18 protein-coding genes are annotated in these 19905 nt (G+C 68.6%); 7 read left to right on the forward strand and 11 right to left on the reverse strand.

Annotation, left to right across the window (positions count from 1 at the left end; genetic code table 11):
• Positions 1-111 precede the first annotated feature (111 nt).
• The 4 genes from D5041_RS02225 (at position 112) to fliD (ending at position 6311) form a co-directional block, all read left to right on the forward strand.
• Complete coding sequence (locus D5041_RS02225) at positions 112-1614, forward strand: flagellin N-terminal helical domain-containing protein (protein WP_265283778.1); 1503 nt, start codon at positions 112-114, stop codon at positions 1612-1614.
• A 27-nt stretch (positions 1615-1641) separates the two neighbouring features.
• Positions 1642-3144 (forward strand): flagellin N-terminal helical domain-containing protein, encoded by a 1503-nt coding sequence (locus D5041_RS02230; RefSeq protein ID WP_265283779.1) that lies wholly within the window; start codon positions 1642-1644, stop codon positions 3142-3144.
• 221 nt (positions 3145-3365) lie between these two features.
• The gene (locus tag D5041_RS02235; protein WP_010110384.1) at positions 3366-4868 is read left to right on the forward strand and encodes a flagellin N-terminal helical domain-containing protein; all 1503 of its coding nucleotides are present in this window, start codon (positions 3366-3368) and stop codon (positions 4866-4868) included.
• A gap of 84 nt (positions 4869-4952) precedes the next feature.
• A complete protein-coding gene (gene fliD / locus D5041_RS02240) occupies positions 4953-6311 on the forward strand; it encodes a flagellar filament capping protein FliD (protein ID WP_010110386.1) in 1359 nt (452 codons plus the stop codon).
• A gap of 60 nt (positions 6312-6371) precedes the next feature.
• Here the strand turns inward: fliD and D5041_RS02245 are convergent, their stop codons facing one another.
• From D5041_RS02245 to D5041_RS02265, 5 genes are all read right to left on the reverse strand, one after another.
• Positions 6372-7646 carry an ROK family transcriptional regulator gene (locus D5041_RS02245; protein WP_407702204.1) on the reverse strand — a complete coding sequence of 425 codons (1275 nt, stop codon included), beginning with the start codon at positions 7644-7646 and terminating at the stop codon, positions 6372-6374.
• Between the two features lie 8 nt (positions 7647-7654).
• Positions 7655-8107 (reverse strand): RbsD/FucU family protein, encoded by a 453-nt coding sequence (locus D5041_RS02250; RefSeq protein WP_265283780.1) that lies wholly within the window; start codon positions 8105-8107, stop codon positions 7655-7657.
• A gap of 30 nt (positions 8108-8137) precedes the next feature.
• Positions 8138-8944, reverse strand: a complete 807-nt coding sequence (locus D5041_RS02255) for an ATP-binding cassette domain-containing protein (RefSeq protein WP_010109900.1) — start codon at positions 8942-8944, stop codon at positions 8138-8140.
• On the reverse strand, positions 8944-9912 hold the full coding sequence (locus tag D5041_RS02260; RefSeq protein ID WP_029554691.1) for an ABC transporter permease: 969 nt from the start codon (positions 9910-9912) through the stop codon (positions 8944-8946). Before D5041_RS02260 ends, D5041_RS02255 begins: the two co-directional genes overlap by 1 nt.
• A 97-nt stretch (positions 9913-10009) precedes the next feature.
• Positions 10010-11017, reverse strand: a complete 1008-nt coding sequence (locus tag D5041_RS02265) for a sugar ABC transporter substrate-binding protein (protein ID WP_265283781.1) — start codon at positions 11015-11017, stop codon at positions 10010-10012.
• A gap of 126 nt (positions 11018-11143) precedes the next feature.
• On the opposite strand from D5041_RS02265, the gene D5041_RS02270 reads away from it, so the two are divergent.
• Positions 11144-12175 carry a PfkB family carbohydrate kinase gene (locus D5041_RS02270; protein ID WP_265283782.1) on the forward strand — a complete coding sequence of 344 codons (1032 nt, stop codon included), beginning with the start codon at positions 11144-11146 and terminating at the stop codon, positions 12173-12175.
• Positions 12176-12229: 54 nt separating this feature from the next.
• Here the strand turns inward: D5041_RS02270 and D5041_RS02275 are convergent, their stop codons facing one another.
• From D5041_RS02275 to ilvA, 3 genes are read right to left on the reverse strand one after another with little or no spacing between them, the layout of a single operon-like run.
• A complete protein-coding gene (locus D5041_RS02275; protein WP_265283783.1) occupies positions 12230-12820 on the reverse strand; it encodes a histidine phosphatase family protein in 591 nt (196 codons plus the stop codon).
• Positions 12817-13623, reverse strand: a complete 807-nt coding sequence (locus tag D5041_RS02280) for an adenosylcobinamide-GDP ribazoletransferase (RefSeq protein ID WP_265284365.1) — start codon at positions 13621-13623, stop codon at positions 12817-12819. The genes D5041_RS02275 and D5041_RS02280 overlap by 4 nt, the downstream gene beginning before the upstream one ends.
• Positions 13624-13646: 23 nt before the next feature.
• On the reverse strand, positions 13647-15209 hold the full coding sequence (gene ilvA / locus D5041_RS02285) for a threonine ammonia-lyase, biosynthetic (RefSeq protein WP_265283784.1): 1563 nt from the start codon (positions 15207-15209) through the stop codon (positions 13647-13649).
• A 328-nt stretch (positions 15210-15537) separates the two neighbouring features.
• On the opposite strand from ilvA, the gene D5041_RS02290 reads away from it, so the two are divergent.
• Positions 15538-15987 (forward strand): OsmC family protein, encoded by a 450-nt coding sequence (locus tag D5041_RS02290; protein ID WP_010103071.1) that lies wholly within the window; start codon positions 15538-15540, stop codon positions 15985-15987.
• 30 nt (positions 15988-16017) lie between these two features.
• On the opposite strand, the gene coq7 is transcribed toward D5041_RS02290, so the two are convergent.
• Positions 16018-16635 (reverse strand): 2-polyprenyl-3-methyl-6-methoxy-1,4-benzoquinone monooxygenase, encoded by a 618-nt coding sequence (gene coq7, locus D5041_RS02295; RefSeq protein ID WP_265283785.1) that lies wholly within the window; start codon positions 16633-16635, stop codon positions 16018-16020.
• Between the two features lie 330 nt (positions 16636-16965).
• On the opposite strand from coq7, the gene D5041_RS02300 reads away from it, so the two are divergent.
• Entirely contained in the window at positions 16966-18054 is a 1089-nt protein-coding gene (locus D5041_RS02300) for a porin (protein ID WP_265283786.1), read from the forward strand.
• Between the two features lie 63 nt (positions 18055-18117).
• Here D5041_RS02300 and D5041_RS02305 read toward each other — a convergent pair whose 3' ends face one another.
• A complete protein-coding gene (locus D5041_RS02305; RefSeq protein WP_265283787.1) occupies positions 18118-19014 on the reverse strand; it encodes a carbohydrate kinase family protein in 897 nt (298 codons plus the stop codon).
• A gap of 27 nt (positions 19015-19041) precedes the next feature.
• A complete protein-coding gene (locus D5041_RS02310; RefSeq protein ID WP_265283789.1) occupies positions 19042-19866 on the reverse strand; it encodes a zinc-ribbon and DUF3426 domain-containing protein in 825 nt (274 codons plus the stop codon).
• Positions 19867-19905 lie beyond the last annotated feature (39 nt).

The following is a 19905-nucleotide window of genomic DNA, read 5'->3' on the forward strand; positions in this document are numbered from 1 at the left end:
TGCCGCTATTCGCGGGGCAGGACACTAGGGCAACGGATCGGATCGCAGACAGGCTCTCGGTGGCCTGCCGCCCGCAAGCCGCCAGGAACCCCGTTTTTCTGGAGATGCGCGGTGGCCTCCACCATCAATACGAACATCAACACGCTGACCGCGCAGCGCAACCTGGGCCTGAGCCAGGCTTCGCTGAGTCAGTCGATCCAGCGCCTGTCGTCGGGCCTGCGCATCAACAGCGCCAAGGACGACGCCGCGGGCCTGGCGATCACCGAGCGCTTCACGACCCAGATCCGCGGCCTGAACCAGGCGGCGCGCAACGCCAACGACGGCATCTCGCTCGCGCAGACCACGGAGGGCGCACTCAAGTCCGCCGGGGACATCTTGCAGCGCGTGCGCGAGCTCGCGGTGCAGTCGGCGAACGCCACGAACAGCGCCGTCGATCGCCAGGCCTTGCAGCGCGAAGTGGGTCAGCTGGTCTCGGAACTCGACCGCATCGCGCAGACCACGGAATTCAGCGGCACCAGGCTGCTCGACGGCAGCTTTGGAACGCAGCAATTCCAAGTGGGCGCGAACGCGAACCAGACCATCGTCGCGGCCACCGTGAACCTGCGCACCAGCGTGTACGGCAACAACCAGAACCTGGCCGCCAACGGCGCGGGCCCGGGCTCGGCGGATCTCCAGACCACGACCCCAGCCAACGGCGGGACCGGAATCAACGGCGTGACGACGGGCACCGTGGCCATCAGCGGCTACCTGGGAACCGGCACCCTGACCGTGGCCGAGAGCGCCACGGCCAAGGCCACCGCCGATCAGATCAATGCGCTCAAGGCGGACACCGGCGTGACGGCAACGGCCCGCACCGAGGTGCACCTGGCCGGCATGGCCGCCGTGGGCGCGTACACGCTGAGGTTCGAGGGCGACAACCTGGGCAACGCCCAGACGGTTTCCTTCACCCTGACGTCGGCCAGCGGCACCGACCGCCTGTCCGCCGCCGTGTCCGCGATCAATGAGCAGTCGGCGAAAACCGGAATCAACGCCTGGCTGAACGCCAGCGGCAGCCAGATCATTCTGACCAACGCCACGGGAAACAACATCGTGGTGGGCGACACGGAGATCCCCAACGCCGCGCCCATCACGGTCACGGGCTACGACGCGGCGGGCGCAATCATCGGCATAGGGCGTCCGCTGGCCATCGACGCCGTCGCCAATTTCGTGAGCACCGGCGGCTACATCACGCTGGATTCGGAGCGCTCGTTCTCCGTCGCCTCGGCCAGCAACCAGCTGAGCAACGGCGGCTCGCAGCTGCACACCGTCGCCGGCCTGGACGTGAGCCGCTTCGCCAGCGCCACCGACGCCCTGAAGACCGTGGACTCGGCGCTGACCTTCGTGAGCAGCGAGCGCGCCAAGCTCGGGGCGCTGCAAGCGCGCTTCGAGAGCACGATCAGCAATCTGCAAATCACTTCGGAAAACCTGTCCGCTTCCCGCTCGCGGATTCTGGACGCCGACTTCGCTGCGGAAACGGCGAACCTCTCGCGCACGCAGATTCTCCAGCAGGCCGGCACGGCGATGGTCGCGCAGGCGAACCAGCTGCCCCGGGGCGTGCTCGCGCTGCTGCGCTAAGGGGACCTTGGTTTCTGGAGATTCGCCATGGCTTCCACCATCAATACGAACATCAACACGCTGACCGCGCAGCGCAACCTGGGCCTGAGCCAGGCTTCGCTGAGTCAGTCGATCCAGCGCCTGTCGTCAGGCCTGCGCGTCAACAGCGCCAAGGACGACGCCGCGGGCCTGGCGATCACCGAGCGCTTCACGACCCAGGTCCGCGGCCTGAACCAGGCGGCGCGCAACGCCAACGACGGCATCTCGCTGGCGCAGACCACCGAGGGCGCGCTCAAGTCCGCCGGGGACATCCTGCAGCGCGTGCGCGAACTCGCGGTGCAGTCGGCGAACGCCACGAACAGCGCCGTCGATCGCCAGGCATTGCAGCGCGAAGTGGGTCAGCTGGTCGCGGAGCTCGACCGCATCGCGCAGACCACGGAATTCAGCGGCACCAGGCTGCTCGACGGCAGCTTTGGAACGCAGCAATTCCAGGTGGGCGCGAACGCGAACCAGACCATCGTCGCGGCCACCGTGAACCTGCGTACCAGCGTGTACGGCAATAACCAGAACCTGGCCGCCGACGGCTCGGGCTTGGGTGCGCCGGATGTCCAGGCCACGACCCCAGCCAACGGCGGGACCGGAACCAACGGCGTGCTCGCGGGGTCCGTGGCCATCAGCGGCTACCTGGGAACCGGCACCCTGACCGTGGCCCTGAGCGACACGGCCAAGGCCACCGCCGATCAGATCAATGCGCTCAAGGCAAGCACCGGCGTGGCGGCAACGGCCCGCACCGAGGTGCATCTGGACGGCATGGCCGCCGTGGGCGGGTACACGCTGAGGCTCGAGGGCGACAACCTGGGCAACGCCCAGACAGTTTCCTTCACCCTGACGTCGACCAGCGGCACCGACCGCCTGTCCGCCGCCGTGTCCGCGATCAATGAGCAGTCGGCAAAAACCGGAATCAACGCCTGGCTGACCGCCGACGGCAGCCAGATCGTTCTGAGCAACGCCACGGGAAACAACATCGTGGTGGGCGACACGACGATCCCCAACGCCGCGCCCGTCACGGTCACGGGCTACGACGCGGCGGGCACAATCGTCGGCACGGGGCGCGCGCTGACCGTCGACGCCGTCGCAAGTTTCGTCAACATCGGCGGCTACATCATGCTGGATTCGGAGCGCTCGTTCGCCGTCGCCTCGGCCAGCAACCAGCTGAGCAACGGCGGCTCGCAGCTGCACACCGTCGCCGGCCTGGACGTGAGCCGCTTCACCAGCGCCACCGACGCCCTGAAGACCGTGGACTCGGCACTGACCTTCGTGAGCAGCGAGCGCGCCAAGCTCGGGGCGCTGCAAGCGCGCTTCGAGAGCACGATCAGCAATCTGCAAATCACTTCGGAAAACCTGTCCGCTTCCCGCTCGCGGATTCTGGACGCCGACTTCGCTGCGGAAACGGCGAACCTCTCGCGCACGCAGATTCTCCAGCAGGCCGGCACGGCGATGGTCGCGCAGGCGAACCAGCTGCCCCAGGGCGTGCTCGCCCTGCTGCGCTAAGGGAGCGTTGGGCGGATAAGCGGCACAAGAGCCGACCAGCGGCGGCCTTGCCCCCCTCAAGTTTTCCGACGGCACCCCGAAAACCATGGCAACGGATCGCAGACAGGCTCTCGGCGGCCCGCCGTTCACCCGCTGGCCCGCAAGCCGCAGGGAACCCTTTGCAAGCCGGCCCGGCGCCCGCGCTAACGCCTTTTTGATCTGTTTTTTTCTGGAGATTCGCCATGGCTTCCACCATCAATACGAACATCAACACGCTGACCGCGCAGCGCAACCTGGGCCTGAGCCAGGCTTCGCTGAGTCAGTCGATCCAGCGCCTGTCGTCGGGCCTGCGCATCAACAGCGCCAAGGACGACGCCGCGGGCCTGGCGATCACCGAGCGCTTCACGACCCAGATCCGCGGCCTGAACCAGGCGGCGCGCAACGCCAACGACGGCATCTCGCTCGCGCAGACCACGGAGGGCGCACTCAAGTCCGCCGGGGACATCTTGCAGCGCGTGCGCGAGCTCGCGGTGCAGTCGGCGAACGCCACGAACAGCGCCGTCGATCGCCAGGCCTTGCAGCGCGAAGTGGGTCAGCTGGTCGCGGAACTCGACCGCATCGCGCAGACCACGGAATTCAGCGGCACCAGGCTGCTCGACGGCAGCTTTGGAACGCAGCAATTCCAGGTGGGCGCGAACGCGAACCAGACCATCGTCGCGGCCACCGTGAACATGCGCACCAGCGTGTACGGCAACAACCAGAACCTGGCCGCCAACGGCTCGGGCCCCGGCTCGGCGGATGTCGTGGTCACGGACCCAACCAACCACGGGACCGGAACCAACGGCGTGACTGCGGGGACCATGGCCGTCAGCGGCTACCTGGGAACCGGCACCCTGACCGTGGCCCTGAGCGACACGGCCAAGGCCACCGCCGATCAGATCAATGCGCTCAAGGCGGACACCGGCGTGACGGCAACGGCCCGCACCGAGGTGCACCTGGGCGGCATGGCCGCCGTGGGCGGGTACACGCTGAAGCTCGAGGGCGACAACCTGGGCAACGCCCAGACGGTTTCCTTCACCCTGACGTCGGCCACCGGCGCCGACCGCCTGTCCACCGCCGTGTCCGCGATCAATGAGCAGTCGGCAAAAACCGGAATCAACGCCTGGCTGAGCGCCGACGGCAGCCAGATCGTTCTGACCAACGCCACGGGAAACAACATCGTGGTGAGCGACACGGAGATCCCCAACGCCGCGCCCGTCACGGTCACGGGCTACAACGCGGCGGGCACGAGCTTCGGCGCGGGGCGCACGATGGCCGTCGACGCCGTCGCCAATTTCGTGAACACCGGCGGCTACATCACGCTGGATTCGGAGCGCTCGTTCTCCGTCGCCTCGGCCAGCAACCAGCTGAACAACGGCGGCTCGCAGCTGCACACCGTCGCCGGCCTGGACGTGAGCACCTTCACCGTCGCCACCGACGCCCTGAAGACCGTGGACTCGGCGCTGACCTTCATCAACAGCGAGCGCGCCAAGCTCGGGGCGCTGCAATCGCGCTTCGAGAGCACGATCAGCAATCTGCAAATCACTTCGGAAAACCTGTCCGCTTCCCGCTCGCGGATTCTGGACGCCGACTTCGCTGCGGAAACGGCGAACCTCTCGCGCACGCAGATTCTGCAGCAGGCCGGCACGGCAATGGTCGCGCAGGCGAACCAGCTGCCCCAGGGCGTGCTCGCCCTGTTGCGCTAACCAACCTATGGGCCGTGGGTGGCGCGCACGGCGCCCCGGTGAACGCCGTCGGGCGCCTGCGTTGGCGCCGCTCAGGAGCTTGGCATGGCAAATATTTCATCCCCGGGAATCGGGACCAATGGACTGGACGTCAAGAGCATCATTTCCCAGCTCGTCGCGCTGGAGAGACAGCCCCTGGACACGCTCAAGCTGCAAGCGGCGACGGTGCGTACCGAAATCTCTGCCATCGGCCAGATCAAGTCGCTGGTCGCCACGCTCAGCGACGCGGCGGGCCGCCTGAGCGGCGCGGCGCGCTGGGACACCGTCAGCGCCAGTTCCTCGGACGCCAAACAGGTCTCTGCGACGGCGCTGGACACGACCCCGCCGACCAGTTTCACCGTCGAGGTTCAGCACTTGGCGCAGGCGCAGAGCACTGCGTCTGCCGCGCTGCTTCCCGTGGGCGCGCCCGTGGGCGCGGGACGCATCCGGCTGCTGCTGGGCCGCCCCGATGCCGCCACGCCCGTGGACATCGACGTCAGCGCCACCGACCGGCTCAAGGACGTCGTGCGCAAGATCAACGCGGCGGACGCGGGGGTGACGGCGTCGGTCCTGAGCGACGCCTCGGGCGAGCGCCTGCTGCTGCGCGGCAAAGCCACGGGGCTGGACGCGCAGTTTTCCCTCACCGTCACGCAGGCCCCGGACGGCGCGTCCGGCCTGTCCCGCCTGGGGACAGGCAACACCGTAACGCAGGCCGCGGCCGACGCCCGGGCCACGGTGAACGGCATCGCGGTCTCCAGCGCCACGAATACCTTTGCCGCAACGGTGGAGGGCGTGACTTTCACGGCGCACCAGGTGACGACCGGCCCCGTCGAGATCACGGTGCGCAAGGACGATACGGCGGTCCAGTCGGACGTCGATGCGCTGGTGAAGGCGTACAACGCCGTCAACCAGCTGCTGCAAGAGGCGACCAAGTACGACGCCCAGACGCGCACGGCCGGCTTGCTCCAGGGCGATTCGACGGTGATTGCGCTGCACAACGCCTTGCGCCGCGCGATCGACTCGGACAGCGCGGCCGGGGGCGCGTTCCAGTACCTGGCCGACATTGGCGTCACACAGCAACTCGGCGGCGATCTGGCCGTGGACCCGACCCGGCTCGCGCAGGCGCTGGAGAAGAACCCGGAGGGCGTGAAAACCCTTTTTTCCGGCACGAACGGCGTCGCGCTGCGCGTGCAGGCGCTCGGCAAGCAACTGCTGTCCAGCGACGGGTTCTTCCAATCCAAGGCAAACACCCTGAGCGCCAGCCTCAATCGCAACGACCAGAGCCAGGCCCAGGTGAATGCGCAGGCGGACGCGTTCGAGCAACGCATCACGCAGCGCTACACCGCGCTGGACAAGCAACTGAGCAGCCTCAACGCGCTGAATGCGTACATCACGCAGCAGGTCGCCACCTGGAACAAGCAGTAGCTGCGCTGCGGTCGGGCGCGGTCGGTTGCGAATCTACCCAGCTCTTGAAAGGGCTGATATTCAGAGCCTGTCCACGGTCTTCAGAAAGACATCGTTGTCGGGCGCAAAGCAGGCGTGCAGCGGCAGCAGCGCGCCGCCGAGCGCGCGCGCGTCGGAGCCGATGCTACCCAGTTCCAGCCGCGGGGGCGCGTGCAGGCCCTCCCAGTTGCAGGCGTGCAGCGCCTGGCGCACGCGCCCGACCAGCGCCTGCAGCAGGTCGGGCGCGGTGGCGGCGTCGAGGACCACGGCGTCCAGGTCGAGAAAGGCCGTTGCCGAGACGATGCAGTGCGCGAGCGCGGGCGCGGCGCGGGCGATCCAGGCCTGGCCGTGCGCCGCCCAGGGCGCTTGCAGCGCGCGTTCGTCGTACGCGGCCAGGGGGTCCAGGCCGTGCTCGCGCAGGCGCTGCTCCAGGTCCCACAGCGAGGCCTGGCTGATGAGCTGCGCGGGCAGCGCGCTGCCCTCGGCGCCCTGCGCCACGGCCAGCGGCAGCGAGGCCACGGCGCCGGCGTTGCCGTGCAGGCCCCGGTGCAGCCGCGAATCGAGCACCAGCGCGCCGCCCACGAAGGTGTCCATGAACAGGTACAGAAAGCTCGGGATGTCGCGCCCCCGGCCCTGGAGCAGTTCGGCCACGCAGGCGGCCACGGTGTCCCGGGCGAAATGCACGGGCAACTCGGTCAGCCGCTGCACCTGCGCGGCCAGGTCGATGCGGTTCCAGGCCTGCGACTGCGCCGCAGTCAGTCCGAGCATGCGGTGCCAGCCGCCCAGCTGCAACGGCGCGGCAACGCCCACGCCGACCACGCGCGTGCGCAGCGCTCCCAGACCGTCGAGCAGCCGGTTCAGATGGCGGCGCATGGCGGGCAGCAGCAGGTCGGTGTCGGGGAAGGCGTAGTCGAGCACGATGCGCTCGCGTAGCTGGCCGGCAAAGTCCAGCAGCATCCATTGCGCGCTGCGCCGGCCGATCTGGATGCCGATGGCAAAGGCGCCGTCGGGGTTCAGGCCGATGGGCACCGAGGGCTGCCCCACGCGGCCGCGCACGGGTGCCTCGCGGCGCAGCAGCTGGTCTGCGTCGAGCCGCGCCGTGATCAGGCCGATGGTCTGCGGCGTGAGGCCGGTCATGCGCGCGATCTCGGCCTTGGCCAGGCTGCCGTGCGCGCGCAGCGCCTGGAGCACCGCGCGCTCGTTGAACTGGCGCAGCCCCACGTGGTTGGAGCCGCGCTGGCACAGCAGCGCGGGCGCTGCCACCCCGGCCGGGGTGGCGTCGTGCAGCGCGGGGGCGCTCATGTCGGCAGGCCGCATGGCAGGGTTCAGGGGCGCAGGCTGTCGCCGATCACGCCCTTGCGCAGGATGAAATTGCCCCAGGGTTGCAGCTCGCCCGTGACGACGATGGCGCAGGCCTGCTTTGCGCGTTCATAGAACGCAAAGCGCTCCACGGCTTCCACCTGCCCGCTGTGCAAGCCCAGGTCGCCGAGCAGCGCCATGGCTTCGCGTTGCAGCGCCGAGCGGTAGGGCGGCTCGGTGCCGCCGACCTGCATGTACGCCACCGGCTGCGGCACGTCTTCGGCCAGCGGCAGCACGCTGGTGACGGCCTGCAGCGCGCGCACCATGCCCACGCCGGGCAGGCGCAGCACGGGTCTGCCCGCGCCCAGGCGCATGGCCGTGAAGTTCGCGTCGGCGAGCACCAGCGCCTCGTCGTGCCCCATCCCGGCGAGCAGATGGAGCAGGTCCGGGCCGAGCAGGGGGTCGATTCCTTTGAGCATGGGTTTCCTGGTGCGTCGTCGTAAGGGAAATCAGGCCAGGCATTCCGGCGGCAGTTCGCTCGCCGGCAGCGCACCCGTCATCACGGCCACGGTGTCGCTCATGCTGATCTTTCCCGGGTGGACCACGGCGGCGCGCCGGCCCAGCCGGGCGATGTGGATGCGGTCGGCGACCTCGAACACATAGGGCATGTTGTGGCTGATGAGTATCACCGGCAGGCCCTGCTCGCGCACGCGGCAGATGAGCTCGAGCACCATGCGGCCCTCCCTGACGCCCAGCGCCGCCGTGGGCTCGTCCATGATCACCACGTGCCGCGCAAACGCCGCCGCGCGCGCCACGGCAACGCATTGGCGCTGGCCGCCCGAGAGCGTCTCCACGGCCTGCGTCATGGAACGGATTCCGACCTTGAGCTCGGCCATGCGCGCCACGCTGGCCTCGAGCATCTTCTTCTTGTCGAGCATGCGCAGCACGCGGCCCAAAATGCCGGGGCGGCGCAGCTCGCGGCCCAGGAACAGGTTCTCGGCAATCGTCATCGCCGGGGCCACGGCAAGGTCCTGGTACACGGTCTCGATTCCGGCCCGGCGCGCGTCGATGGGGCTTTTGAAATGGATGCGCTGGCCGTCGAGCAGGATCTCGCCCGCGTCGGGCACCGTGGCGCCCGAGAGCGCCTTGATCAAACTCGACTTGCCCGCGCCGTTGTCGCCGATCACGGCCAGGATCTCGCCCGCGCGCAGCTCGAAGTCGGCGCCGTCGAGCGCGGTGACCTGGCCATAGCGCTTGACCAGGCCCCGGGCCTGCATCACCAGTGCGCGGCTCGCGGTGGGGGCAGCGGCAGGCATCAGCGCACCCCCTTGCGCGAGAGCTGGTCGGTGGTCACGGCCAGAATCACCAGGATGCCGGTGACCAGGATCTGGTAGACCGAGGACACGCCCATCAGCGTCAGGCCGTTGCGGAACACGCCCACGATCAGCGCCCCGACCAGCGTGCCCAGAACCATTCCGCGCCCGCCGAACAGGCTGGTTCCGCCGAGCACCACGGCGCTGATTGCGTCCAGGTTCTCGGTCTGGCCCGCGTTCGGGTCGCCGGCGCCGGTGCGGGCCACCGACAGCAGCGCGGCGATGCCGTAGAACAGGCCGGCGAGCATGTACACGCCGAGCAGCACCCGGTCGGTGGCAATGCCGGTCAAGCGCGTGGCCTCGGGGTTGTTGCCCACGGCGTAGACATGGCGTCCCGGGGCAGTCTCGCGCAGCGCGAACCAGGTGACCAGGTACAGCGCCAGCATCAGCACCGCGCCCCACACGATGGCGGTCTGGCCAAGCTGGAATGTGCGGCCCAGCAGGGTCATGCCGTCGGGGATGTCGGTGATGGTCTGCGCGCCCGAGTACAGCTGCGTGGCCGCGAACGCGATGTTCAGCGTGCCCAGCGTCACGATGAACGGCGGCAGCGCGATCTTCGTGACCAGCAGGCCGTTGACCAGGCCGAACAGCACCGTCACCGCGATGCCGCAGGCGATCGCCGCCGGCGCCGACAGGCCGTAGTCCGCCGCCACCCGGGTCATCACGATGCCGCCGAGCGCCATCACCATGCCGCAGGACAAATCGATGCCGGCGGTCAGGATCACCAGCGTCTGGCCAATCGCGATCACCGCCACCACCATGACCTGCTGCAGGATCAGCGCGAAATTCTGCGCCGACAAGAAGCGCTCACTCTGCGAGGCAAAGAACGCGCAGGCCAGAATCAGCGCAACGAAGGGGCCCAGCGCGGCCAACGTGGCCAGCGGGGACCTTCGGAAAGCGGTCGATGGCATGGGCAACTCCGGGTCCTGCGTCACCACCCGCATCGCGCGCACCGGACAGGGCCCCGGCCAGCGGGCGCTGCGGCGCCGCAGGCGCCTCGGGGCTGCCTCACTTCGTCCCCCAGCACAGGTCCGCGCCGGTCTTCACGTCCTTGCTGTCTACGCCGGCCTGCGGCGTGCCCGCAATCAGCGTCACGCCGGTGTCGGTATAGCCGCTGGCCTTCTTGCCGGTCCTGGCGTATTCCACGCCCGCCGCCACCCCCATGGCCGCCATGCGCAGCGGGTACTGCTGGCTGGTGGCCGCAATCACCCCCCGGCCGACGTCGGCAATGCCGGCGCAACCGCCGTCCACCGACACGATGAGCACGTTCCTCTCCTTGCCCGCGGCCTTGAGCGCGTTATAGGCCCCGGCCGCTGCGGGCTCGTTGAGGGTGTAGAGGATGTTGATGTCGGGGTTCTTCTGCAGGCAGTTTTCCATCGCGGTCTGGCCCTTGGCGCGGTTGCCGAAGCTGTCGGCCATGCAGACCACTTCGGCCGGGCGTGCCAACTCATTGCTCTTCGCATCATGGGTTGGCAGACCAAAGCCCTTGAGGAAACCGTTGTGCCGTTGCGCGCCTACCGGGTGGCCGGGGTACAGGTCGAGCATCGCGATCACCGGCGTTTTGCCGGCCGTCGCGGCCTTGGCGTACTGGCCGATCAACTCGCCGGCCTTGTAGTTGTCGGTGGCAAACAAGGCGTCGGCGACGTCCATCGGCTCGGTCGGGCTGTCCAGCGCAATCACCATCACACCGAGGGCCTGGGCCTTGCGGATCGCCGGCACGATGGCCTTGGCGTCGCTCGGGGCGATGAGGATGGTCTTGGCACCCGCGGCCACCAGGTTTTCCAGCGCCGTCACCTGGCCAGCGTTGTCCCCGTCGGCCTTGCCGGCGGCCGCCACCAGCTTGGCGCCGAGCTTCTTGGCTTCGGCGGCAGCGCCCTCTTTCATCTTCACGAAAAAGGGGTTGGTTTCGGTCTTGGTGATCAGACCGATCACCGGCTCGGCGGCCTGGGCCAGGCCGCAGGCCATGGCGCCGGACAGCGCGAGGGCAGAGAGCAAGAAAGCGGGGGGGCGTTGCATCACGTGTGTCTCCTGGGTTGGACTTGCCGGCCTGCCCACTGGAAGCCGGCAGGGAAACCACTCTTGTCGGGTGGCCGGGACGGCACTATAGTCGCCAGTGAATTAATAAATCAAGTGGATTTAGCTATGGTTTTCCCTAGCCCGACAAGCGCTCCGCAGCCCCTGCCCGGCGTCCAGGTCGCCACCGCAGGCGAGGCCTTGTACGACCTGATCGAAGAGCCCGACGGGCGCCTGCGGCCCTGCGCCGGCGGCGCGGTCTACAACTTGGCGCGCGCGCTCGGCCTGCAGGGCGTGGGCACGCTGTACCTGAACCCGCTGTCTGCCGACCGGCTCGGGCGCCAGCTCGCCCAGGGCCTGCACGCGGCCGCCGTGGCGCTGGCCGCGCCCGCACCGGTGGCGCTGCCCACCGCGCTGGCGCTGGCCGCCCTGGACGCCGATGGCAAAGCCAGCTACAGCTTCTACCGCGACGGCGTGGCCGACCGCGCCATCACGGCGCAGGCGCTGAACGCCGCCTGCGCGGCGCAGCCGGGCCTGCAGGTCGTGGCCACGGGCTGTCTGGCGCTGGTGGCGCAGGACGCCGCCAAGTACCAGCCCTGGCTGGCGGCGCAGCGCGCCGCGGGCCGCATGGTGGCGGTCGACGCAAACCTGCGCCTGTCCGCCGCGGGCGCTGCCGACGCCTACCGCGCGAACGTGCACCAGGCGCTGCAGCAAGCGCACCTCATCAAGGTGAGCGACGACGACCTGGAGGCCCTGGACCTGCCCGGCGCCACCGCGCTGGAGCGCGCGCAGCGGCTGCTGCAAACCACCCCCGCGCAGTGGCTGGCGCTGACGCTGGGCGCGCAGGGCGCGCTGCTGCTGCAGCGCGGCGGCGCGGCCTGCCACGCGCGCGAGCGCACGCCGGTGGACCTGGTGGACACGGTCGGTGCCGGGGATTGCTTTTTGGCGGGGCTGATCACCGCCCTGCTGGAGCGCCACGCACGCGGCCCGAGCCTGATGGCGCCGATGGACGAGACGGACATGCACGCCGTGCTGCAGCACGCGCTGGCCAGCGCCAGCCTGTGCGTGGAACGGGTCGGCTGCGCGCCCCCGACGCGCGCAGAGATCGCGGCCCGGCTCGCGCGCAGCAGCGCGCGGGTGGATACGAGCCGGTTCGCGTAGCCCGGAGACCGGGTTGGAGCTGGTCGCTCCCCTTGATGCAGGCGCAGCGGCGTTTCAGGCCAGCACCCTCAGCTCCCAGCCGCCGCAGCCCGGCGCCGCCACCGGCCACTCGCCGCAGCGGGGCAGCGGCCCATCGCCGTGCGCCTGCAACCAGGCCACGCAGCGCGCCACACCGGCGTGGGTGATCCACACCACGTCCGCCACGCCCTGTTCGGCGTGCAGTTGCCGGGCCGCTTGCAGCGCCGCCGATACGCGGGCAAGCAGCGCACCCAGTCTCTCGCCGCCGCCGGGCGCATGGATGGTGAATGCCGCCGTCCAGGCGTCGATGGGGCCTTTGCCGATGGCTTTCCAGGCCCGCCCTTCCCAGGCGCCGAAGTCCATTTCGCGCAGGCGGGCGTCGGGTCGGGAGCGCGCATCGGGCCTGCGCGCTTGCAGTTCCAGCGCCAGCTGCGCGCAGCGTTGCAACGGCGAGTGGAACACCCGGGGTTGCGACGGCAGGGCGGCCGCCAGGCGCGCTGCGGCGCTGCGGGTCGCCGTGGCGTCAGCGGGCAGGTCGAGCGCACCGTAGCAGATGCCGGGGCTCACCAGGGCGGCCGCATGGCGCACCAGCCAGAGGCGGGCCGCGGGGGGTGCGGGGACGCTCACACCCAGCGCAGGGCGAGCGCTGCACCCAGGTAGAAGCCGATTTCACCGACCTGCTGCGCGGCGCCCAGGCAGTCACCCGTGTAGCCCTGCAGGCGGCGCGCAAACCAGCGCAGCATCCAGGCGGCGGCGAGTCCGCTCGCGGCCATCGCGGCCATCAGGCACGGCGCGTGCAAGGCGTATCCGACCAGCGCCAGCGGCGCGAAACACCACAGGGCCGCCGCGGCCAGCGCTTGGCCGGATGGCTTTCCGGCGAGTGGCCGGCTCCTGGAGCGCGCGGCGTCGCCCACGTGGGGCAGGCGGCGCATGATGAGCAGGGGCCACAGGCGCGACAGCACATGCGCCCCGGCCAAGGCCACGAGCGCGCTGCGCAGGCCGTGCGCGCCCAGCAGCGCCAGCAGGCCGAGTTTGGCCAGGAGCGCGAGCACCAGGGCCAGGACCCCGAAGGCGCCGATGCGCGCGTCCTTCATGATGTCGAGCGAGCGCGCGCGGTCGGCGCTGCCGCCCAGGCCGTCGGCCAGGTCCGCGAGGCCATCCTCGTGCAGGCCGCCCGTCACCAGCACGCTGGCCAGGGTGCAGAACACGGCCGCCACGGCCGGAGCCAGCGGGCTCGGGGCCAGCGCCCCGTACAGCGCCGCATAGACGCCGCCGGCGACCAGGGCCACGAGCCAGCCGACGCCCGGCAGATGCGCCGCGCTGGCGTGCAGCATCGCGGGGCTGTACCCCACCCACGCGGCCAGCGGCCCGGTGACGGGGACGCGGGTGAAAAACTGCACCGCCAGCAGGTAGTGGCGCAGGGCCTGCATCGCGGGCTGCGCCGTTGGAATCCTCACGCTTCGGCGCGCAGGAACAGGCGGTACGCCGGGTTCTGCGTCGCCTCCACGCAGGGGTAGCCCAGCGTGGCGAGGAAGGCGTCGAACATGGCCGCGTCCCCGGGCGGCACCTGCATGCCCACGAGGATGCGGCCGTAGTCCGCGCCCTGGTTGCGGTAGTGAAACAGGCTGATGTTCCAGGTGGGCTGCATGAGGCTCAGGAACTTGAGCAACGCGCCGGGACGCTCGGGGAAGGTAAAGCGCATCAGGCGCTCGTCCTGCGCCAGGGCCGAGTGCCCGCCCACGAGGTGGCGCAGATGCTCCTTGGCGAGTTCGTCGTGCGTCAGGTCCAGCGCCTCGAAGCCGTGCTCGCCGAAGGTGCGGGCAATCTTTTCCGAATCGCCCTTGCCCTGCGTGGTCAGGCCCACGAGCACATGCGCCCGCGCGGCATCGCTGATGCGGTAGTTGAACTCGGTCACGCTGCGGGGCCCGCCGGGCAGGCCGCCGATCACTTCGCAAAAGCGCCGGAAGCTGCCGCGCGTCTCGGGGATGGTGACGGCGAGCAGCGCCTCGCGCTCCTCGCCCACCTCGGCCCGTTCGGCGACGAAGCGCAGGCGGTCGAAGTTCATGTTCGCGCCGCTGAGGATTGCGGCGTAGGTCTCGCCCCGGGTCCCGTGCGTCGCGACATACTGCTTGACCCCTGCCACCGCCAGCGCGCCCGCAGGCTCGACGATGCTGCGTGTGTCCACGAACACGTCCTTGATGGCCGCGCAGACGGCGTCGGTGTCAACGGTGATGAAGCCGTCCACCAAGCCCTGCGCCACGCGCAGGGTTTCTTCGCCCACGAGCTTGACGGCCGTGCCGTCGGAGAACAGGCCCACGTCGGCCAGCGCCACGCGCGCATGCGCCTGCACCGAGCGGGTCATGGCGTCCGAGTCGTTCATCTGCACGCCGATCACCCGGATCTCGGGCCGCACGGCCTTGACGTAGTTGGCCACGCCGCTCACGAGACCCCCGCCGCCAACGGCCACGAACACGGCATCGAGCCGGTTGCTGCCCAGGCCTTGCAGCTGGCGCAGGATTTCCATGGCGACCGTTCCCGCGCCGGCAATCACGTCCGGGTCGTCAAAGGGGTGCACGAAGCTCAGGCCCCGCTCTTTTTCGAGCTCGACCGCGTGGTCGTAGGCGTCGGAATAGCTGTCGCCAAACAGCACGACCTCGCCCCCCAGATTTTTCACGGCGTCGATCTTGAGCTGGGGCGTCGTCGTCGGCATCACGACGACCGCGCGCGTGCCCAGCTTGTGCGCGCTCATGGCCACGCCCTGGGCGTGGTTGCCGGCCGAGGCGCAGATCACCCCGCGCCGAAGCTGCTCGGGCGTGAGCTGCGCCATCTTGTTGTACGCGCCGCGCAGCTTGAAGCTGAAAGCCGGCTGCTGGTCCTCGCGCTTCAGGAGCACCCGGTTGTGCAGCCGGTGGCTGAGGTCCCTGGCGGGCTCCAGGGCCGACTCCTGCGCCACGTCGTACACCCGGGCGGTGAGGATTTTCTTCAGGTAGTCGGCGGGGGTCAGAGGCTGGGTCATGACAGAGGCGAAGGAAGCACGGTGCGCGCCCGCCGCGGCGCGGCTGGCAGAGCCCGCATCATAGGGGCGGCGCAGATTCCGCTGCCGGTGCAAAAAAAAGCCCCGGGCCGTGAGGCCTGGGGCTGAATCCATCCTTTGAGGAGATGGAGGAGACAATCGGTGCGGGGCAATGGGCGCCGGGGCCCTCTTGCCATCTGCTTCGTCGAAAAGCAGCGCATGCCCCGGAGTGTAGCGCAAACCTTGCTGCGATGCAGCAAAATCTGCCCCGAATCCATTTCGCCGGGCGATCAGCGTGCGAAAAAACCACATGCCACTCAGGGGAACATCCATGGAATGCACAGTCAGTTGGACAGGCGGGGCCGGAACACGATCCGGCATGGGCTTCGTGGCCGAAACCGGCAGCGGCCATGTTCTGGCCATGGACGGCGCGCCGGACGCCGTCCATCCCGGCAATGGCGGGCAGAATCTGGCGCCCCGCCCCATGGAGACCGTGCTCGCAGGCGCCGGGGGCTGCACGGCCTATGACGTGGTGCTGATCCTCAAACGGGGCCGCCACGACGTGCGCGGCTGCAGCGTGAAACTGACCACGGAGCGCGCGCAGACGGACCCCAAAGTGTTCACCAGGATCCACATGCATTTCACCGTCAGCGGCAAGGGCATTGCGCCCGCCGCGGTGCAGCGCGCCATCGCCATGAGCCACGAAAAATACTGCTCGGCCAGCATCATGCTGGGCAAAACGGCGCAGATCACCACCGGTTTCGAGCTTCTGGAGGTCTGACGGCCCATGCCGCAAACAGGCAGCAGGCGCTCAGAGGTAGTGTGCCGTGGTGGTCATCACCCGGGCGGCGGCCTTCATGGCGGCGCGGACGGGGGCGGGCAATTCCAGCGCCCCCGCGGCGCGGGCCTGCATTGCGTGCCGCTCCTCATCCGCTTTCATGCGCGCCACCACGGCCCGCGAGGCCAGGTCCTGCTCGGGAAGCCGCGCGAGGTGGCTCTGCAGGTGCGCGGCCACCTGATTTTCCGTCTCCACCACGAACCCCAAACTGACGCGGTCGCCGACCCTGGCCGCGACGAGACCCAGCACGAAGGCGCCCGCGAACCACAGCGGGTTGAGCAGGCTGGGGCGGGCGCCCAGTGCGTCCAGTCTTTGCCGGGTCCAGGCGAGGTGGTCGGTCTCTTCGCGCGCCGCCTGCTGCAAGTGGATGCGCAGCCGGGAGTCGCGCGTCACGGTCGCCTGGGCGGTGTAGAGCGCCTGGGCGCAGACCTCGCCCACATGGTTCACGCGCATCAGCGCCCCGGCCCGTTTTTTCTGGGCCGGGGTCAGCGCGGCTTCGGCCAAGCCGTGGGCGGGCGTCTCCTCAGATGCGCCGGGTCGGGCAAGGAGCGTGCGCAGCGCATTGTCGGCAGCGATCAGCAGAGAATCCATGAAAGCCTTTGGCGCCCCAGGCGCGGAAACACACATTACACTGGCGTACAGACACCCGCCGCCACGGCATGGGAACTGCTTGGCCCGGGCGCAATTCTGCCCGGGCGCATGTAAACGTTGCAACACTGCAACGAATTCCCGCTTTCGGGTCGATTATGGGTGAATTCCTTTGCGCAACCGGGCCGGCTCTGGTGCAATAAGCGCAACTTCCCCACCAGGAGGTTGGCCCGGGGAACCGGCGGGGCTGTACAGGCGCGCACTGCAAGTGCTTTCGCTTTCGCACTGACCCCCCGTACCGGAGCCCTACGTTTAACCTTGGAGTAACTCGCAATGAAAAAATCCCTGATTGCCCTGGCTGCGTTGGCTGCTTCCGGCGCGGCAATGGCACAGTCCTCCGTGACCCTGTTTGGCGTGGCCGATGCAACCTTCGCCTACGGTACCGGCACCGTTTCCAAAAAGACACAACTGGGAAATTCCGGTCTCAACGGCAGCCGTCTGGGTTTCCGTGGCGTTGAGGATCTGGGTGGCGGCCTGTCCGCAGCGTTCCACCTCGAAGCGGGCTTGGCCCCCGACGACGGCACCGGCGGCACGACCGACACCAATAACCAAGGTAACGCAGTAAGCGGTGGCCTGCTCTTCAACCGCCGTTCGACGCTCAGTCTCAATGGCGGCTTTGGCGAGGTTCGCCTGGGCCGTGACTACACCCCCCATTTCCTGAATCTGACCTCGTTCGATCCGTTTGGCACAAGCGGCGTTGGCACCACCCAAACCCTGAAATCCAGCATCGGCGGCCCAACCAATGTCCGCGCTTCAAACTCCATCGGCTACCTCCTGCCTGGCAATCTGGGCGGCTTCTACGGCCAAGGCCAGTTCTACATGGGTGAGAACAGCAGCGATATGGTCAACAAGAAGGACGGCAACGGCGTGTCCCTGCGCGCCGGCTACGCCAATGGCCCGATCGACGTTGCTGGATCCTTCGCCAAGACCACCTACCTGCTCAACACCGCCAACGCCGCCAAGGGCATGCCGACTGGCAACATCACGACCATGAACTTTGGCGGCAAATACGATCTGGGCGTGGTCAAGATTCTCGGCCAGTACGCCCAAGACAAGGTCATCGGCTACGGCACCGGCAAGGGTCTGCTGGGCGGCGTTCAAATCCCCGTGGGCCCTGCTGGCGAAGTCCGCCTGTCGTTCTCGACCTACAAGGTCAATAAGATCGGACTGAACACGCCCAATCCCGCAACGAACAAGATCGCTGCGGGCTATGTGCACAACCTGTCCAAGCGCACTGCCGTGTACGGTACGTTTGCCAATGTGACCAACAAGAAGGGGGCAACGCAAGCCCTCAACGGTTCCGTGACGGCTCCCAACAAGAAGTCGAGCGGCTTCGATTTCGGTATCCGCCACAGCTTCTGATGGTGAAACTGGCTTCGCGCCAGTTCTCCCAATCTCAAAAGCCGCCCCTCCGGGCGGCTTTTTTTATAACGCAACAAAATCCAATCGATAGTTCTGCGGTCCGCGCTGCGCAATCTTGAGGGCGCCAACACGGTTTCCCAGTTCGGCGCAGCGCACCAGGGGCCAGCCCTTTTCGAGACCGAACAACAGCGCGCCACGCCACGCGTCCCCGCAACCCGTGGGGTCAACGACCTGGGTGGGCGCGACCGCCGGCACGTGGGTCTTCCGGCCATCCACCCACACCGCGCAGCCCTGTGCGCCGAGCGTCACGACGAGCCCGCGCACCTTGCGCGCGATCTGCGCCATGCTCCAGCCCGTGCGCTCGCAGAGCATCCTGCCCTCGTAGTCGTTGACGGTCAGCCAACTTGCCTGGTCGATGAAGCGCGCCAGTTCTGCGCCATTGAACATGGGCAGGCCCTGACCGGGATCGAACACGAAAGGAATTCCTGCCGCCACAAACTGCGCGGCGTGCTCGAGCATCGCAGCCCGGCCGTCGGGCGCAAGAATCCCGAGGCCCGCGCCCGCGCCAGGCTCGATGCGGTTGGCATGCGCCTGCGCCATCGCGCCGGGGTGAAAGGCCGTGATCTGGTTGTTGTCACGGTCCGTCATGATCATGGCCTGCGCGGTATAGGCGTCCTGCACCTGGCCCACGTGGCGCCGGCTGATTCCCAGCGACTCCAGGTGCTGCAGGTAGTCTGCCCCGTCGCTGCCCAGCATGGCCATGGGCAGGGGCTCGCCTCCGAGCAATTTGAGACTGTAGGCAATATTGCCCGCGCACCCGCCGAAATCGCGGCGCAAGGAAGGCACCAGAAAAGACACATTCAGGATGTGCAACTGGTCGGGCAGGATTTGCTCTGCAAACCGCCCCTCGAAGCACATGATGCTGTCGAACGCCAGGGAACCGCAAATCAGGACCGCCATGTTGAAGGAGCGCTTGGGTAGAGGATTTCAGGGGTAGAACGCGAGCAGCCGATATCCCGCCACCCGCGCGCCGCCGGTGGTCACGATCACCGCGACCGATGCGCTCCATTCGCCGAGCGCCGGCAGTTCCGCAGGCGCCGCCATGTCCGTTGGCAGCAGAACCCGCCGCAGCACGGGCTGGTCCAGCGCGTCGGTCAGGGTGAGTTCGATCGCGGGCATGGCGAGCGCAATCGCCGCCCTGTTCCTTATCGTGAAAGCCAGTTGGTAGCTGTCCCCCCGGGCCTTGTTGAACGACGAACTGTCGATGACCACGCCGGCAATCTGGCGCGGCGGGGAAATTTCACACCGCAGCGGCGCGCACAGCAGCATCAGCCACGGCCGCGCACGCGCGTCCATGGCGACGATGCGATCGCGCTCGTGCACGGCAATCTGCAGCGCCAGCCCCAGGACCGACAGCAGGAGCGCCACACCGAGCAGCGCGCGCACCGCGGGCTTGCACCAGAAGGCCTTGCGCTGCGCGGCGCGCACGAAGCCGGGCGGCGGGTCGTGCTCCTGCGCGTCGTCTTGCTCGATATGGACGGGGTTTGTGGATGCTGCATGGTGCGGTGGGCTGGCCGCTTCAAAGTCCAAGTCGAAGGACCCGCGCTGGACCCAGGCAGGCACAGGCGCGGCTTCCTCGGGGTGCGGGCCCGCTGGTGCTGGTGGCACAGGCGCCACCGCCAGCAGGTGCGCCGAGGCATCGAACACCTCGTTGCATTCACCGCAGCGCACCCATCCCTCCGATATGCGCAACTGGTCCGCCACCACCTTGAAGGAGGTGGCACAGGACGGACATCGGGTGATCAGGCTCATCAGCGCTGCATTCTAGTGTCCTGCCCCGCGCATCGCGGC

It is taken from the genome of Verminephrobacter aporrectodeae subsp. tuberculatae (genome assembly GCF_026127385.1).
In the GTDB taxonomy this organism is placed as follows: domain Bacteria; phylum Pseudomonadota; class Gammaproteobacteria; order Burkholderiales; family Burkholderiaceae_C; genus Acidovorax; species Acidovorax aporrectodeae.

Excerpts from the sequence above, each read along its gene's own strand:
- D5041_RS02245 (WP_407702204.1), bottom strand. The coding sequence starts at position 7,646 with ATGCGGCCTGCCGACATGAGCGCCCCCGCGCTGCACGACGCCACCCCG.
- D5041_RS02305 (WP_265283787.1), bottom strand. The coding sequence starts at position 19,014 with ATGGCGGTCCTGATTTGCGGTTCCCTGGCGTTCGACAGCATCATGTGC.
- coq7 (WP_265283785.1), bottom strand. The coding sequence starts at position 16,635 with ATGGATTCTCTGCTGATCGCTGCCGACAATGCGCTGCGCACGCTCCTT.
- D5041_RS02260 (WP_029554691.1), bottom strand. The coding sequence starts at position 9,912 with ATGCCATCGACCGCTTTCCGAAGGTCCCCGCTGGCCACGTTGGCCGCG.
- D5041_RS02300 (WP_265283786.1), top strand. The coding sequence starts at position 16,966 with ATGAAAAAATCCCTGATTGCCCTGGCTGCGTTGGCTGCTTCCGGCGCG.
- fliD (WP_010110386.1), top strand. The coding sequence starts at position 4,953 with ATGGCAAATATTTCATCCCCGGGAATCGGGACCAATGGACTGGACGTC.
- D5041_RS02265 (WP_265283781.1), bottom strand. The coding sequence starts at position 11,017 with ATGCAACGCCCCCCCGCTTTCTTGCTCTCTGCCCTCGCGCTGTCCGGC.
- D5041_RS02230 (WP_265283779.1), top strand. The coding sequence starts at position 1,642 with ATGGCTTCCACCATCAATACGAACATCAACACGCTGACCGCGCAGCGC.
- ilvA (WP_265283784.1), bottom strand. The coding sequence starts at position 15,209 with ATGACCCAGCCTCTGACCCCCGCCGACTACCTGAAGAAAATCCTCACC.
- D5041_RS02270 (WP_265283782.1), top strand. The coding sequence starts at position 11,144 with ATGGTTTTCCCTAGCCCGACAAGCGCTCCGCAGCCCCTGCCCGGCGTC.
- D5041_RS02255 (WP_010109900.1), bottom strand. The coding sequence starts at position 8,944 with ATGCCTGCCGCTGCCCCCACCGCGAGCCGCGCACTGGTGATGCAGGCC.
- D5041_RS02235 (WP_010110384.1), top strand. The coding sequence starts at position 3,366 with ATGGCTTCCACCATCAATACGAACATCAACACGCTGACCGCGCAGCGC.
- D5041_RS02280 (WP_265284365.1), bottom strand. The coding sequence starts at position 13,623 with ATGCAGGCCCTGCGCCACTACCTGCTGGCGGTGCAGTTTTTCACCCGC.
- D5041_RS02290 (WP_010103071.1), top strand. The coding sequence starts at position 15,538 with ATGGAATGCACAGTCAGTTGGACAGGCGGGGCCGGAACACGATCCGGC.
- D5041_RS02250 (WP_265283780.1), bottom strand. The coding sequence starts at position 8,107 with ATGCTCAAAGGAATCGACCCCCTGCTCGGCCCGGACCTGCTCCATCTG.
- D5041_RS02310 (WP_265283789.1), bottom strand. The coding sequence starts at position 19,866 with ATGAGCCTGATCACCCGATGTCCGTCCTGTGCCACCTCCTTCAAGGTG.